Origin of the sequence: Enterobacter cloacae complex sp. 342H5 (assembly GCF_050030905.1) — a bacterium.
Lineage (GTDB): Bacteria > Pseudomonadota > Gammaproteobacteria > Enterobacterales > Enterobacteriaceae > Enterobacter > Enterobacter intestinihominis.
In genome coordinates this window covers 2,391,348-2,405,722 of sequence record NZ_JBLGVB010000001.1, presented here as the reverse complement: position 1 = coordinate 2,405,722, position 14,375 = coordinate 2,391,348, and the positions used below count along the sequence as shown (strand labels likewise).

13 protein-coding genes and 1 pseudogene are annotated in these 14,375 nt (G+C 57.2%); 12 read left to right on the top strand and 2 right to left on the bottom strand.

The window, feature by feature from the left end:
• Positions 1-76 precede the first annotated feature (76 nt).
• On the top strand, positions 77-1,138 hold the full coding sequence (locus ACQG03_RS11560; protein WP_022648236.1) for a YncE family protein: 1,062 nt from the start codon (positions 77-79) through the stop codon (positions 1,136-1,138).
• Between the two features lie 92 nt (positions 1,139-1,230).
• On the opposite strand, the gene ansP is transcribed toward ACQG03_RS11560, so the two are convergent.
• The gene (gene ansP, locus ACQG03_RS11555) at positions 1,231-2,727 is read right to left on the bottom strand and encodes an L-asparagine permease (RefSeq protein ID WP_022648235.1); all 1,497 of its coding nucleotides are present in this window, start codon (positions 2,725-2,727) and stop codon (positions 1,231-1,233) included.
• Positions 2,728-3,054: 327 nt separating this feature from the next.
• Positions 3,055-3,945, bottom strand: a complete 891-nt coding sequence (locus ACQG03_RS11550; protein ID WP_022648234.1) for a LysR family transcriptional regulator — start codon at positions 3,943-3,945, stop codon at positions 3,055-3,057.
• 112 nt (positions 3,946-4,057) lie between these two features.
• Here ACQG03_RS11550 and ACQG03_RS11545 point away from each other — a divergent pair, with 112 nt between their 5' ends.
• The 11 genes and pseudogenes from ACQG03_RS11545 to ACQG03_RS11495 all read left to right on the top strand — a co-directional run bounded on the left by ACQG03_RS11545 (position 4,058) and on the right by ACQG03_RS11495 (position 14,312).
• A complete protein-coding gene (locus tag ACQG03_RS11545; RefSeq protein ID WP_023314200.1) occupies positions 4,058-4,456 on the top strand; it encodes a (R)-mandelonitrile lyase in 399 nt (132 codons plus the stop codon).
• Between the two features lie 108 nt (positions 4,457-4,564).
• Positions 4,565-5,566, top strand: coding sequence for an MsnO8 family LLM class oxidoreductase (locus ACQG03_RS11540; RefSeq protein ID WP_063163010.1), 1,002 nt, complete (start codon positions 4,565-4,567; stop codon positions 5,564-5,566).
• Complete coding sequence (locus tag ACQG03_RS11535; RefSeq protein ID WP_017382285.1) at positions 5,563-6,684, top strand: amidohydrolase; 1,122 nt, start codon at positions 5,563-5,565, stop codon at positions 6,682-6,684. Before ACQG03_RS11540 ends, ACQG03_RS11535 begins: the two co-directional genes overlap by 4 nt.
• Positions 6,685-6,700: 16 nt before the next feature.
• A pseudogene (locus ACQG03_RS11530) lies at positions 6,701-8,964 on the top strand (NtaA/DmoA family FMN-dependent monooxygenase).
• Between the two features lie 9 nt (positions 8,965-8,973).
• On the top strand, positions 8,974-9,483 hold the full coding sequence (locus ACQG03_RS11525) for a GNAT family N-acetyltransferase (RefSeq protein WP_022648228.1): 510 nt from the start codon (positions 8,974-8,976) through the stop codon (positions 9,481-9,483).
• A 9-nt stretch (positions 9,484-9,492) separates the two neighbouring features.
• Positions 9,493-10,419 (top strand): amino acid ABC transporter permease, encoded by a 927-nt coding sequence (locus ACQG03_RS11520; RefSeq protein WP_023300190.1) that lies wholly within the window; start codon positions 9,493-9,495, stop codon positions 10,417-10,419.
• Positions 10,403-11,176 (top strand): amino acid ABC transporter ATP-binding protein, encoded by a 774-nt coding sequence (locus tag ACQG03_RS11515; protein WP_063163012.1) that lies wholly within the window; start codon positions 10,403-10,405, stop codon positions 11,174-11,176. The genes ACQG03_RS11520 and ACQG03_RS11515 overlap by 17 nt, the downstream gene beginning before the upstream one ends.
• Positions 11,177-11,185: 9 nt before the next feature.
• Complete coding sequence (locus ACQG03_RS11510; protein WP_063163013.1) at positions 11,186-12,073, top strand: transporter substrate-binding domain-containing protein; 888 nt, start codon at positions 11,186-11,188, stop codon at positions 12,071-12,073.
• 166 nt (positions 12,074-12,239) lie between these two features.
• Positions 12,240-12,857, top strand: a complete 618-nt coding sequence (locus ACQG03_RS11505) for a glutathione S-transferase family protein (RefSeq protein ID WP_022648224.1) — start codon at positions 12,240-12,242, stop codon at positions 12,855-12,857.
• Positions 12,858-12,894: 37 nt separating this feature from the next.
• Complete coding sequence (gene pptA / locus ACQG03_RS11500; protein ID WP_022648223.1) at positions 12,895-13,125, top strand: tautomerase PptA; 231 nt, start codon at positions 12,895-12,897, stop codon at positions 13,123-13,125.
• A gap of 185 nt (positions 13,126-13,310) precedes the next feature.
• On the top strand, positions 13,311-14,312 hold the full coding sequence (locus ACQG03_RS11495) for a Kdo(2)-lipid IV(A) acyltransferase (RefSeq protein ID WP_063163014.1): 1,002 nt from the start codon (positions 13,311-13,313) through the stop codon (positions 14,310-14,312).
• The last annotated feature ends 63 nt before the right edge of the window (positions 14,313-14,375 follow it).

Below are 14,375 nucleotides of genomic sequence, written 5' to 3'. Positions count from 1 at the left end.
AATAACGGCAAAGCGATGACTTTGCCCGCCGGAAGCGATGTCAGCGGTAAATCTCCTCATTTAAAAAGGAATTGTTATGTCTTTACGTCATCTGTGCTCGCCGCGCCTGCGTGGGTCTCTGCTGTTGGGCTCTTTACTGTTTGCCGGTACGTTCCAGGTTCATGCCGCTGAAGAGATGCTGCGCAAAGCGGTCGGCAAGGGCGCGTATGAAATGGCCGTCAGCCAGCAGGAAAACGCGCTGTGGGTTGCGACGTCACAAAGTCGCAAAACCGATAAGGGCGGCGTGGTCTATCGTCTGGATCCGGTCACGCTGGAAGTGACGCAGGCGATTCATAACGATCTCAAGCCGTTTGGCGCCACGATCGATAACGCCACCCAGACGCTGTGGTTCGGTAACACCGTCAACAGCGCCGTGACGGCGATTGACGCCAAAACGAGCGAGGTGAAAGGGCGCCTGGTGCTGGACGATCGCAAACGTAGCGACACGGTGAAGCCGCTTCAGCCGCGCCAGCTGGTGGCCGATGACACGACCAATACGGTATACATTACCGGCATCGGCAAGGAGAGCGTGATCTGGGTTGTTGATGGCGCAACGCTGAAGCTGAAGGACACCATCACGAACACCGGCACGTTCAGCACCGGACTGGCGCTGGATGCGAAGGCAAAACGCCTGTATACCACCAATGCGGACGGTGAGCTGGTGACCATTGATACCGCGACCAACAAAATCCTCAGCCGTAAGAAAGTACAGGAAGACGGAAAAGAGCACTTCTACCTGAACCTGAGCCTGGACACTGCCGGCCAGCGTGCGTTTGTGACGGATTCAAAACAGCCAGAAGTGCTGGTGGTGAATTTGAAAGATGGCAGCGTAATGCAGAAAATCGCCGCGCCAGAATCGCTGGCCGTGCTGTTTAACCCGGCGCGTAACGAAGCCTATGTGACGCACCGCGAGGCGGGCAAGGTGAGCGTGATTGACGCCAAAACTTACAAAGTGACCAAAACCTTCGATACGCCGGTTTACCCGAACAGCCTGGCGCTGTCTGCGGACGGTAAAACGCTGTACGTGACGGTGAAACAGAAGTCTACCCGTCAGCAGGAAGCCACTCAGCCTGATGATGTGATTCGTATCGCGCTTTAAGGTGGGAATTGCCCGGTGGCGCTGCGCTTACCGGGCCTGGAAAACAATGAAATGCAGGCCGGGTAAGGCGTAGCCGCCACCCGGCTTTTTTATTAACGCGACGTCTCTTCCACCAGCGGACCATCCTGTTTGTCATCTCCAGGATGAACCGGGGCGGTACTGTGGATTTCATTCACGCGTTTACGCACGCCAAACCAGCCAGCAATCAACAGCACCGCCAGCAGCGGGATTGTGGCGATGGTGTAAGTACCGTTCGGGTAGTCGAAGGCCATCAGCACCAGCACACTCAACAAGAACAGCAGGGTAAGCCAGGAGGTCACCGGCGCGCCCGGCAGCTTGAAGCTGACGTCAGCCGCTTTCCCTTCTTTAATTGCTTTGCGCAGACGCATCTGACACACCACGATAAAGGCCCAGGAGGCGATGATGCCCAGCGCAGCGACGTTCAGCACGATCTCAAACACCTGAGACGGCACGAGATAGTTCAGGAACACGCCAAAGATATACACCACCAGCGTAGCCAGAATACCCGCGTAAGGCACCTGCTGCTTGCTCATCTTCGACATAAACTTCGGCGCAGAGCCCCCCATCGACATGGAGCGCAGGATACGGCCCGTCGAATAGAGCCCGGAGTTCAGGCTGGAGAGCGCGGCAGTCAGTACCACGATGTTCATGATGCTGCCCACGTACGGCACGCCCAGCTTAGAGAAGAAGGTCACAAACGGACTTTGCCCCGCCTGGTATGCATTCCACGGCAGCAGCAGTACCAGCAATACCACGGAGCCCACATAGAACAGACCGATACGCCAGATCACGCTGTTGATGGCTTTTGGCACCATCGTCTGTGGATCTTTACATTCACCTGCCGCCGTACCGACCAGTTCGATGGAGGCAAAGGCGAACACCACACCCTGAACCAGAACCAGCGCTGGCAGCAGGCCGTGCGGGAAGAAACCACCGTTATCGGTAATCAGGTGGAAGCCGGTGGCGTTGCCGTCCAGCGGTTTACCGGTGCCGAGGAATACGGTCCCGACCACCAGGAAGATCACAATGGCCAGCACCTTCACCAGCGCGAACCAGAACTCCATCTCGGCGAACCATTTCACGCCGATCATGTTCATGGTCCCGACGATTGCCAGCGCCCCGAGGGCGAACACCCACTGCGGCACATCGCCAAACGCGCCCCAGTAGTGCATGTACAGCGCAACGGCGGTGATATCGACGATACCGGTCATTGCCCAGTTAACGAAGTACATCCAGCCCGCGACATACGCGGCCTTTTCACCGAGAAATTCACGGGCGTAAGAGACAAAGCTGCCGCTGGAAGGGCGGTGGAGCACCAGCTCGCCGAGGGCGCGAAGAATGAAGAAAGAGAAGATACCGCACACCAGATAGACCAGGGCGAGAGCGGGGCCAGCCATTTGCAGACGTGCGCCTGCACCTAAAAAAAGACCTGTACCGATAGCGCCGCCGATGGCGATCATCTGCACCTGACGGTTGCCCATCGCCTTGTGATAGCCCTCTTCATGAGAGTTCAACCAGCGACGTTTAGCAGCATGATGATCGGCTGCGCTTTTATTGCTTGTTTTCATTGAGTTACCTGTTTGCCTGTCTGAACCATTAACGTGATAGTCCTGCCTGGCAGAAGCCGAAACAAACGATTGCTTCTGCGCAGACACATGCTGCCTTTCCAGTCATTCTGTGTATGGATAAGGCAAAACATGGCGAGGCATCCTACCCGCAATTGATAAGCGACGCAAAATATAACCGTGCCGAAAGTGATGCTCGTCGAAGGAAATCGTGTGGTCAGAGCAGACTGCGATCACAACGCGCTGAATCGTGACGTTTTTTTAGGCAAAAAGGTCGGCGAATGCTGATTTAATCATCAGGTTTACTTAATAGTTACCTATAGGTAGAACTTATGGATGCCGCAGAGCTGCGATAAGTAATGAAAACGCGGAAGTGTGCTGGCGGCGGCTCGGATAATAGAGATGATAACCGGCAAAAGCCGGACACCAAGCTTCAAGCACACGCACTAACCGGCCCTCAGCAAGGGCGTCCTGAACCGCATCTTCCGGGACGTACGCCAGCCCCAGACCGTTTTCGGCGGCATCAATGCGTTGCGGCAGGCTGTTGAGGATCAATTGGCCGTCAACCCGCACGCGCAGCTCACGTCCGTCCCGTTCAAATTCCCAGGCATATAATCCGCCGCGTGTGGGCAGGCGCATATTAATGCAGCGGTGCTGATCAAGCTGCTCCGGCGTTTCCGGTACCCCGAAACGATGCAAATAGTCTGCCGACCCGACGACCGCCATGCGCATGTCCGGGGCAATACGTATCGCAATCATATCTTTCGCCACCTGCTCACCCAGACGCACCCCCGCGTCAAAGCGGCCATCGACAATATCTGTCAGCCCATCGTCCACCGTGACTTCAACGTTGATGTCAGGATACTGCGCCATAAAGGGTTTAAGCACAGGCCACAGCACGGCAGACATGGCGTGCTCCCCGGCGGTTAGGCGAATATTCCCGGCAGGTCTGTCGCGGGTATCACGCAGCGCGGTAAGTTCCTGCTCGATCTCCAGCAGATGGGGACTTAAGCGCATGAAGAGTTGCTCGCCGGCCTCGGTAGGGGCCACGCTGCGGGTGGTGCGGGTTAACAGACGGACTTCCAGCCTCGCTTCCAGATTGCGCATCGCGTGACTGAGCGCCGACTGAGATACCCCAAGCTGCGCCGCGGCGCGGGTAAAGCTGCGCTCCCGGGCGACAACCATAAAGGAGAGCAGATCGTTGAAGTTGTCTTTTAACATGGCGGCTTATCCTATTTATGAATTGAACTCATAGTTCCTTTCTGATTATGCACTCTAATGCTCCCCATGGCTTTACGCTACTGTTAACGCAATAGCAAACGAGGAGTAGATCATGAAAATTATCCGTAGCGGTTCGCTACCTTCCGTTCAGGGGCCAGAGGCCTGGTTTACCGGCAGCGTGCGCATTGACGCACCTTTCCAGGCGACTGAACCGGCAAAAGTCGGCGGCGCGACCGTCACCTTTGAACCCGGCGCACGTACCGCCTGGCATACGCATCCTCTTGGACAAACGCTGATCGTGACGCAGGGGCGCGGCTGGTTACAGGAGTGGGGAAAAGAGGCGGAACCGCTAAATCAGGGTGATATCGCCTGGATCCCACCCGGCGTGAAGCACTGGCACGGTGCAAGCGCGCAGACGGCGATGACCCATATCGCCATCGCAGAAGCTGTCGACGGGAGCCCGGTGGCATGGCTGGAGAAGGTCACCGACGAGCAGTATCCGAACGAGTAGCGGTAAGCTATAGCTGATTTCCGGCAATCCAAATGTAAATTAATTGTTTCTCAGAGGTGAAATCCGCCTTTAATAATGACGACATGTTAAGTCAAACGAGAACGCAACATGTCATGGCGAATCAGCATTCTGGATAAAAGCCCCGTCGCAGAACACGAAACAGCCGCCGATGCGCTGGCGCGAACCTTAGCACTGGCGCAACAGGCAGAAACGCTGGGTTATCACCGCTTCTGGATTGCCGAACACCACAATACCCCGCAGCTTGCCAGCCCCTCGCCGGAGCTGCTGATTGCCTGGATCCTCGGGCAAACAAAACGTATTCGCGTGGGCTCAGGCGGCGTCATGCTGCAACATTACAGCCCCTATAAAGTCGCCGAAAATTTTAACGTACTGGCCGCCATTGCGCCGGGCCGGGTTGATCTGGGCGTTGGCAAAGCGCCCGGCGGTCTGCCGCTCTCTACCCGCGCCTTGCAGTACGGCCTAAATCCGCAGGAAAAAGGCAGCTTTACTGAACAACTGACGCAGCTTGATCGCTGGATCCGCCCTGAAAATCAGTCAGCGGAGGAGGACGTTCGCGCCACGCCGCTGCCGCCGGTGCCTGCCCGGGGATTTCTGCTGGGCGCCAGTACCGAAAGCGCGCTACTGGCGGCCTCCCTCGACTGGCATTTTGTCTTTGCCGCCCATCTGAACGGTGATCCTGAGCTGCTGCGCGAGGTCGTCACAGCGTGGCGTCAACACAGCGTCCGGGAGGTGATTGTGGCCGTGCAGGTCATTGTTGCCCCAACCCAGGCTGAGGCCGATGCGCTGGCGCAGAAGGTTGAAGTGTGGGGCGTGGAGCTGGTAAACGGACAGCGCGTTACCGTGGCCAGCGAAGAACAGGCCTACGCCTTTGCGCGGCAGGCGGGGAGTGAACCGGTGCGCATCGCGCGTCGGGCGCAGTCTCTGCTGGCCGGAACGGCGGCGTCGGTGCTTGAACAGCTCAACGCGCTGCATCAGCAGTGGGGGATTGACGAATTTATCATCGACACGCCGGTCGCTGATGGCGCAACGCGCGTGCAGTCACTGCGACTGCTGGCCGAGGCGCGATTTAACAGGGAGGTGACCGTATGAGCTTTAGCGAACAACTGATTGCCTGGCGCCGTGAGCTGCACCAAAACCCTGAACTCTCCGGTCAGGAGGTCGAAACAACGGCGCGCCTGCGCGAGTGGCTGACGGCGGCCGGTATTGCACCGCTGCCTTACGATCTCCAGACCGGGCTGGTTGCGGAGATCGGCACGGGCAACGCACTGGTTGCGCTGCGCGCCGATATCGACGCGTTACCCATCGACGAGCGCAGTGGGGTGCCGTTTAGCTCCCGGCGTGCGGGGGTGATGCATGCCTGTGGCCATGACATCCACACCAGCGTGATCCTCGGCGCTGCGTTAAAGCTAAAGGAGCGGGAAGCCTCGCTCAACGGTCGCGTGCGGATCCTGTTCCAGCCTGCGGAAGAGAATTTCGGCGGAGCAAAAAGTATGGTGCGGGCCGGGGCGTTACGTGACGTACGCGCGATTTTCGGAATGCATAACGAGCCTTCACTGCCGGTCGGCGAGTTTGCCACGCGCGGCGGCCCGTTCTATGCCAACGTCGATCGCTTCGTTATTCATGTTACCGGCAAAGGCGCGCATGCCGCACGTCCCCATGAAGGCAACGACGCCATCGTGCTGGCAAGCCAGCTGGTGACCGCGCTGCAAAGCGTTGCCAGCCGTAACGTCAATACGCTGGATTCGGTTGTTCTGAGCGTGACACGCATCGCCGGGGGGAATACCTGGAACGTGCTGCCGGAAAGCGTTGAGCTGGAGGGCACGCTGCGCACGCACCGTACGGAAGTGCAGCAGAACGTGAAAGCGCGCGTCGGTGAAATCGCCGCCGGATTTGCCAGCGCCTTTAGCGCGCAGATCAACATCACCTGGTACGCCGGGCCCACCGCGCTGGTGAACGATGAACACTGGGCCGGGTTTGCCACCTCGGTCGCGCGCGAAGCGGGATATGAAACCCGGCATGCGGAACTGCACATGGGCGGGGAGGATTTCGCGGTCTATCTGCAAAACATACCCGGCGCGTTTGTCAGCATTGGCAGCAACAGTCCGTTTGGGTTACATCACCCGGCATTTAACCCGGACGAAGCATTAATCGAACCCGCTGCCCGCTATTTTGCTCAGCTCGCGGAAAAAGCCCTGCAACACGTTTAATTAATTTGAGGTGAATATGTCTGCACATCGTCAATTGCGGCTGGGGACCATTTTGCATGGTGCATCCGGAAATATGTCTGCCTGGCGCCATCCCGCGGCGGTCGCGGATGCCAGCATTAATTTTGAATTCGTCAAAGAAACGGCTTTAAAAGCAGAAGAGGGCAAGCTCGACTTTATATTTGTGGCCGACGGTCTTTATATTAACGAGAAATCCATTCCGCATTTTTTAAACCGCTTTGAGCCGCTGACGGTGTTGTCCGCGCTGGCGAGTATCACCTCGCGCCTGGGGCTGGTCGGCACGTTATCCACCTCGTACAGCGAGCCTTTCACCGCTGCACGCCAGTTCGCCAGCCTCGATCACCTGAGCAACGGACGCGCAGGCTGGAACGTGGTGACGTCGCCGCTGGAAGGGTCAGCGAAGAACTTCTCCCGCGAAAAACACCCGGAGCATGCGCTGCGCTACCGCATTGCCGATGAGTATCTCGACGTGGTGAAAGGGCTGTGGGACTCCTGGGAAGGGGATGCCTTTATCCGCAATAAAGAGAGCGGACAGTTCTTTGATGCGTCGAAACTGCATACTCTGGATCACCACGGTGATTTCTTCCGGGTTTCTGGCCCGCTGAATATTGGCCGCACCCCGCAGGGACGTCCGATTGTCTTTCAGGCTGGTGCGTCCGACGACGGTAAAAAGCTGGCGGCAAAACATGCTGACGCGATTTTTACCCACCATGACACGCTGGAAGAAGCCCAGGCTTTTTACCGCGATGTTAAACAGCAGCTGGAAAGTCACGGCCGCCGCGCAGGGGATTTACATATATTCCAGGGCGTCAGCGTGATTGTTGGAAACGACGCCGATGACGTAGAAAACCAGTATCAAACCACGGCGGCACTGGTCTCCATTAATGATGCGCTGAATTACCTTGGACGTTATTTCGAGCATCACGACTTCAGCCAGTATTCTCTCGACGCGCCGTTCCCGGATATTGGCGATTTGGGCAAAAACAGCTTCCGCAGCACCACCGATGAAATCAAGCGTAACGCCCGTGAGCGCAACTTAACTCTGCGTCAGGTCGCGCTGGAAGCCGCATCGCCGCGCCCGCGTTTTTCCGGCACACCGGAGCAGGTGGCCGATGGTTTACAGGCCTGGTTCGAGGAGAAGGCGGCGGATGGCTTCATCATTCAGGGCGGTACGCCGGACAGCTTCCCGCGCTTTGTCGACCAGGTGGTGCCCGTTTTACAGGCGCGCGGCCTGTTCCGCACCGACTATCCCGGCACCACGCTGCGCGAAAGTCTGGGCTTAGACGAGCCCAAAAATCAGTTCACACAACAATAAAAGAGAAAAACGCTATGCAGAAATCATCGCTTATTCTGGCGCTTGCGCTGGCTTTTACCCCTGCCGTCTGGGCAGAGAACGTCAATATTAACGGCACCGGCGTGAGCATTGAGGCCAATAAAACGCCGATCAATACCGCCAAAAACAGCGATGCGATCGCGCAACTGCCGAAAGACTATCGCTTTGCCGTGCCGGGGAAATTTACCGTGGCGGTGGCGGGACTGAATCAACCACCGCTGACGGTCTTTTCCGACGACAACAAGACCCTGCTGGGAAGTGAGGTCGACATTGCGCGTCTGGTGGCGGACAGCCTTGGGCTGGAGCTGAACGTGGTTCCCACCTCCTGGGAGGACTGGCCGCTGGGGGTGGCCTCCGGGAAATACGATGCGGCTATCAGCAACATCACCGTCACCAAAGCGCGCAAAGAGAAGTTCGACTTCGCTACCTATCGCAAGGATTCACTTGGCTTCTACGTGAAATCCACCAGTCCCATCAACTCGCTTGTGAAGGCAGAGGATATCGCCGGGCTGCGCATCATCGTGGGTTCCGGCACCAACCAGGAGGCCATTCTGCTGGCATGGAACGAAGAGAACCTCAAAAAAGGGCTTAAACCCTTTACGCCGATCTACACCAAAGACGACGCGGCCCAAACGCTGGCGCTTCAGTCCGGACGCGCGGACGCCTACTTTGGCCCGAACGTGATCGGCGCCTGGAAAGCGGCGCTCAACGGTAAAACCAAACTTGTCGGCAGCGTCGACGGCGGCTGGCCGAAGGCGGCGCATATCGCGGTGACGCTGAAAAAAGGCAGCGGCCTGGTCGAACCGGTACAAACCGCGCTGAACGGCGCGATCAAGAACGGAGATTACGACAAAGTGCTAAACCGCTGGGGGGAAGGCGTGGAGCGTATCTCCAGTTCCGAAGTTAACCCGGCGGGTCTGGGCGATTAAGGAGGCGCTATGCGCGAACAATTTCGTGACGTTTCGCCGGAAGATGCCGATCTTCAGCCCATTATCGCGGGGCTTTTCGGTGAGTACGCCGCTCGTTACGGCGACTACTTTTCAAAGGATGCGGAAGTCGAGCTGACAGAGTGGTACCTGGCGCCGCAGGGGCTGTTTATCGTCCTGGAGCGCGATGGCGAGATCATCGCCACCGGGGCGTACAAGCCCTTCGACGAACATACCGCAGAGATCAAACGTATCTGGACGAATAAAACGCTGCGCCAGCAGGGACTGGCCGCGCGCGTGGTACAGGAGCTGGAGCGCCGGGCGGTGCTGGCGGGTTACAGCCACATCTACCTGACTACGGGGTTTCGTCAGCCGGAGGCGGTGCGGCTCTATCTCAGTCAGGGGTATCAGCCGCAGTTCGATCTCAACCGCGACCCGGAAGAGTATAGCCAGCCGCCGTTCGACGGTCGGCTGCGTTTCACCAAGACGCTGATCCGCGAAGCGCTCAGCAAAACCGCATAAGGAGCGACGATGAGCAACGTTGAAACCATAAAAGTGGTCCCGGCACGTTATCCGCTGCGCGCTGCTGGCGCCGTGGTGGCGCTGTTTGTGCTGGCTGTCGTGATCCAGTCCGTGGCCTTTAATCCGCGCTGGGAGTGGGCGGTATTTGCCCGCTGGTTCTTTGACCCGGTGATCCTCGAAGGCGTCGGACAGACGCTGCTGCTGACGTTGATAAGTACCGTACTGAGCGTGGTGATTGGCGGCATGCTGGCGCTGGCTCGGCTCTCGTCATCATGGCTGTTGAACAGCCTGGCGTGGGGTTACATCTGGCTGTTCCGATCGCTGCCGCTGATCGTGGTACTGATTATCCTCTATAACTTCTCCTATCTCTACGACACGCTCTCTCTCGGCGTGCCTTTTACCGGCATTACCTGGGGCAGCTTTGAAACCATCAACGTTCTCGGGCAGTTTTCTACCGCCATCGTGGGGCTGACGCTGGTGCAGAGCGCCTATACGGCGGAGATCATTCGCGGGGGCTTCCTTGGGGTCGACCACGGTCAGTATGAGGCGGCCGCTGCGCTGGGTCTGCCGGCGTGGCGTCGCACCGTGCGCATAATTCTCCCCCAGGCGCTGCGCACCATCCTGCCGTCCGGGTTTAACGAAATCATCAGCCTCGCCAAAGGGACGGCGATGGTTTACGTGCTGGCGATGCCGGAACTGTTCTACACGATCCAGATGATCTACAACCGCACCCAGGAGGTGATCCCGCTGTTGATGGTGGGGGCCGTCTGGTATCTGGTGATCACCACCGTACTGTCTGCCATCCAGCATGTTATTGAGCGTGGACTCGCCCGCAGCGAGCGCCGCTCCGCCGTAAACCAGAGCCGGGCGACCAGCCGCGCGCGTTCCGTCACCACTTCGTCAGCACAGGAGCCCGTTCATGCAAGCCTCTCCTGAAGGACACATTTCCATAACCGGCGTCAGTAAGTTTTTTGGCCGACATAAAGCGCTCGATAACGTCACGCTTGAGATCCCACCGGGCTCCGTGACGGTGATCCTCGGACCCTCTGGATCGGGAAAATCGACGCTGCTGCGCACTATTAACCATCTGGAGCGCGTAGACGAAGGCTTTATCCAGATTGACGGGGATTACATCGGCTATCGCCGTCAGGGTGACAAACTCTACGAGCTCAAAGAGAAAGAGATCCTCAAACAGCGCGTCAACGTTGGGTACGTGTTTCAGAACTTCAATCTTTTTCCGCATCTCACGGTGCTGGAAAACCTGATTGAAGCACCCATCGCGCATAAAAAGTTCAGTAAAAAAGAGGCTATTGAAAACGCCTACAGCCTTCTGGATGTGGTAGGTCTGCGCGATAAAGCCGATGCCTGGTCGCGTCACCTCTCCGGCGGCCAACAGCAGCGCATCGCCATTGCCCGCGCGCTGGCGCTGCGCCCGCGCGTGATGCTGTTTGATGAACCAACCTCGGCGCTGGATCCGGAACTGGTTGGCGAAGTGCTGGACGTGATTAAAAAGCTCGCCCGCTCCGGCACTACGCTGGTGGTGGTCACCCATGAGATCGGCTTTGCCCGGGAAGTGGCGGACCAGGTGGTATTTATGGTCGACGGTAAAATTGTGGAGCAGGGCAGCAGCGACGACGTGTTAAACCGACCGTCGCATCCGCGAACGCGCCAGTTCCTCTCAAAAGTGCTGTAAGGAGCGCAGATGAAATATGGACTCCTGGCGGGGCTGGTCTTCACGACGGCGAGTCACGCCAGCATTGATTTAAAGGCCAACGAACAGCCGCTGCCGATGACGGTTGATCAACAGGCAGTGGCGAAAATCCCTGCGAACTATAAATTTGTTGAGCCGGGTACCCTCACGGTGGCGATTTCAGCCCTGAATTCTCCGCCGCTGGCGCTGCTGGCCAGTGATAACCGCACCCGTATTGGCAGCGACCCGGATATCGCCCGGTTACTGGCGGGCAGTCTGGGGCTGAAGCTGAAGCTGGTGCCAACGGCGTGGGAAGACTGGCCGCTGGGGATCACTTCCGGGCGCTATGACGTGGCGTTGGTGAATATCGCCGTCACCGAGCAACGTAAGGAGAAGTTCGATTTTGCAACCTATCGCGTCGATTCCCTGGCCTTCTCGGTGAAATCCACCAGCAACGTACAGTCGATCACCAGTGCGAAAGATCTGGCCGGTAAAAAGGTGATTGTCGGGTCAGGCACCAATCAGGAACGTATTCTGCTGGGCTGGAACGAAGAGAATAAAAAGGCCGGGCGCGAGCCTGCGTTGCCGGTTTATCTGACCGACGACGCCTCAGGCAATCTCTATATTCAGTCCGGCAGGGCGGATGTCTTCTTTGGACCGCAGTCCGTTTCGGCCTACAAAGCCGCGTTAACCGGCAAAACCCGCGTCGTGGGATTAGGCCCGAAGAAAGCCTATGTCGCCACCACAACCAAAAAAGGCAATGGGCTGGTGTATGCGTTGCAGGCTGCGCTGGACGGTGCGATTAAGCGCGGGGATTATCAAAAGGTGCTGGCGCGCTGGGGGGAAGCGGGCGAAGCGGTGACGTCTTCAGACGTTAATCCACCCGGGATAACCTACTAATGGTGCTCTATACCCTAAATAATTCGAGTTGCAGGAAGGCGGCAAGGGAACGAATCCCCGGGAGCGTACATAAGTACGTGACTGGGGTGAGTGAATGCAGCCAACGCACCTGCAACTTGAAGTATGACGGGTATACACTTAGGGTTTTCATCCCTGAGGAGGCAACATGATCAAACTCTATGGCGTACCCGGCTGGGGATCGGCAATCAGTGAGGTGATGCTGACTCTGGCAGACATCCCGTATCAGTTCGTCAACGTGGATGGGTTTGACCAGCCCGGCCCGCAGCGCGAATTGCTGTTGAAACTGAACCCGCTGTGCCAGGTGCCGACGCTGGAGCTGGAAAATGGGGCGATCGTGACGGAAACCGCGGCGATCGCCCTGATGGTGCTCGACAGACGACCCGACCTCGCGCCGCCCGTTGGGCAGGCCGAGCGCCAGCAGTTTCAGCGCCTGCTCATCTGGTTTGTGGCGAACGTCTATCCCACCTTTACGTATGCAGATTACCCGGAACGCTGGGTGCCTGATGCCCCGGAACAGCTGAAGAAAAACTGTATTGAGTACCGGAAATCCCTCTATCTGTGGTTTGACAGCCAGCTCAGCGCCTCGCCTTATGCCTTTGGCCAACAGCTTACGCTGCTTGACGTCTATATTGCCGTCGTGCGTACCTGGGGGCCAGGTCATGAGTGGTTTACCACCAACGCACCTAATATCACCGCCATCGCGGATGCCGTCTGCGCGTTGCCAGAACTGCACAAGGTGCTAAAAGCTAACGACATAATCTGATAACGTGGAACGCTAACCTATAAAAGGAGCCCTGCCCATGCCTCACGTTGATATCAAATGTTTTCCACGCGATCTGACTGACGAACAAAAAACGGCCCTGGCGGCGGATATCGCCGAAACAATAGTCCGTCATCTGAACAGCAAAGATCGCTCAATCTCCGTGGCGCTTCACGAAGTACAGGAAGCTGACTGGAAGGCGCAGGTCTGGGATACCGAGATTGGACCTAAACTGGATGAACTGATTAAGAAGCCCGGCTATTCGATGTAACTCGCCTGCCGGGTGGTGCAGTATCACCCGGCGATCCCCGCCTTTCATTCCTTTCGCAAAAATCGATAATAAACAGCACAACGTTTCCGCTACAATTCACTCCTCCAAACAATATTCGTTAAATCAGCAGGTAAGCACTACAACTGCACCAGATTAAGTACAGATAGTAAAAGGATAATTTTTTCATGACAAAATTACCTCGGTTTTCACTCGCCTTTATGCATCCTCGTTACTGGCTCAGTTGGGCAGGCATTGCTGCGCTCTGGGGTACGGTTCAGCTCCCATATCCGCTTCTGTTAAAAGCAGGGCACGGACTCGGGCGTCTGGCCATGCGTCTGCTTCCACGCCGCGTGGAAATCGCCAGACGTAACCTTGAGCTTTGCTTTCCGGAGATGAAAGAGGGTGAGCGCGAGCGTTTGCTTGAGCGTAATTTTGAATCGGTTGGAATGGGCGTCATCGAAACGGGCATCGCGTGGTTCTGGCCTGACTGGCGCGTGCGCAAACACTTCAGCGTGACCGGCTACGAACATATGGAACAGGCAAGGGCGCAAGGAAGGGGCGTGGTGCTCATTGGCATGCATTTTCTCACGCTGGAATTAGGCGCACGCATCTTTGGCATGCTCAACGCGGGTATTGGCGTCTATCGTCCCAACAACAATGCGTTGCTCGACTGGCTACAGACGCGCGGTCGTCTGCGTTCCAATAAAACCATGCTCGACCGTTACGATTTGAAGGGCATGATCCGCGCGCTTAAGCAAAACGAGATCCTGTGGTATGCCCCGGATCACGACTATGGAAAAACGAATAGCGTGTTTGTGCCGTTTTTTGCCGTCCCGGACGCCGCGACAACTGCCGGGAGCTATATGCTGGTGAAAAGTGCCAGACCGGCCGTGATCCCGTTTGTACCACGCAGAAAAGCAGACGGCACAGGGTATGAGCTGATTATCCTGGACGATATTAGCGATACCTTGCAGGGAGGCGATAAAGTGGCCGTGGCTACGCAGATGAACAGGGCGATTGAGCGTGCGGTGATGATGGCACCCGAGCAATATATGTGGCTGCATCGTCGCTTCAAAACGCGTCCTGAAGGGCAACCGGACCGGTATGCGCGAAAAAAACAGGCCCAGTCCTCAGTCAGAACTTTCGCTGCCAGCGATATGTCGGATCGGTCGAGTATCCAGCAGTAACACAGGGGGCGGATGCCGTTGCGCTCCGCCCTTTATAAAATCTGCGCCGCTGGATAGAATTAC

What these genes read in the sequence shown, in the direction of transcription:
- ACQG03_RS11560 (WP_022648236.1), top strand. Translation starts at nt 77, where the DNA reads ATGTCTTTACGTCATCTGTGCTCGCCGCGCCTGCGTGGGTCTCTGCTG.
- ansP (WP_022648235.1), bottom strand. Translation starts at nt 2,727, where the DNA reads ATGAAAACAAGCAATAAAAGCGCAGCCGATCATCATGCTGCTAAACGT.
- ACQG03_RS11550 (WP_022648234.1), bottom strand. Translation starts at nt 3,945, where the DNA reads ATGTTAAAAGACAACTTCAACGATCTGCTCTCCTTTATGGTTGTCGCC.
- ACQG03_RS11545 (WP_023314200.1), top strand. Translation starts at nt 4,058, where the DNA reads ATGAAAATTATCCGTAGCGGTTCGCTACCTTCCGTTCAGGGGCCAGAG.
- ACQG03_RS11540 (WP_063163010.1), top strand. Translation starts at nt 4,565, where the DNA reads ATGTCATGGCGAATCAGCATTCTGGATAAAAGCCCCGTCGCAGAACAC.
- ACQG03_RS11535 (WP_017382285.1), top strand. Translation starts at nt 5,563, where the DNA reads ATGAGCTTTAGCGAACAACTGATTGCCTGGCGCCGTGAGCTGCACCAA.
- ACQG03_RS11525 (WP_022648228.1), top strand. Translation starts at nt 8,974, where the DNA reads ATGCGCGAACAATTTCGTGACGTTTCGCCGGAAGATGCCGATCTTCAG.
- ACQG03_RS11520 (WP_023300190.1), top strand. Translation starts at nt 9,493, where the DNA reads ATGAGCAACGTTGAAACCATAAAAGTGGTCCCGGCACGTTATCCGCTG.
- ACQG03_RS11515 (WP_063163012.1), top strand. Translation starts at nt 10,403, where the DNA reads ATGCAAGCCTCTCCTGAAGGACACATTTCCATAACCGGCGTCAGTAAG.
- ACQG03_RS11510 (WP_063163013.1), top strand. Translation starts at nt 11,186, where the DNA reads ATGAAATATGGACTCCTGGCGGGGCTGGTCTTCACGACGGCGAGTCAC.
- ACQG03_RS11505 (WP_022648224.1), top strand. Translation starts at nt 12,240, where the DNA reads ATGATCAAACTCTATGGCGTACCCGGCTGGGGATCGGCAATCAGTGAG.
- pptA (WP_022648223.1), top strand. Translation starts at nt 12,895, where the DNA reads ATGCCTCACGTTGATATCAAATGTTTTCCACGCGATCTGACTGACGAA.
- ACQG03_RS11495 (WP_063163014.1), top strand. Translation starts at nt 13,311, where the DNA reads ATGACAAAATTACCTCGGTTTTCACTCGCCTTTATGCATCCTCGTTAC.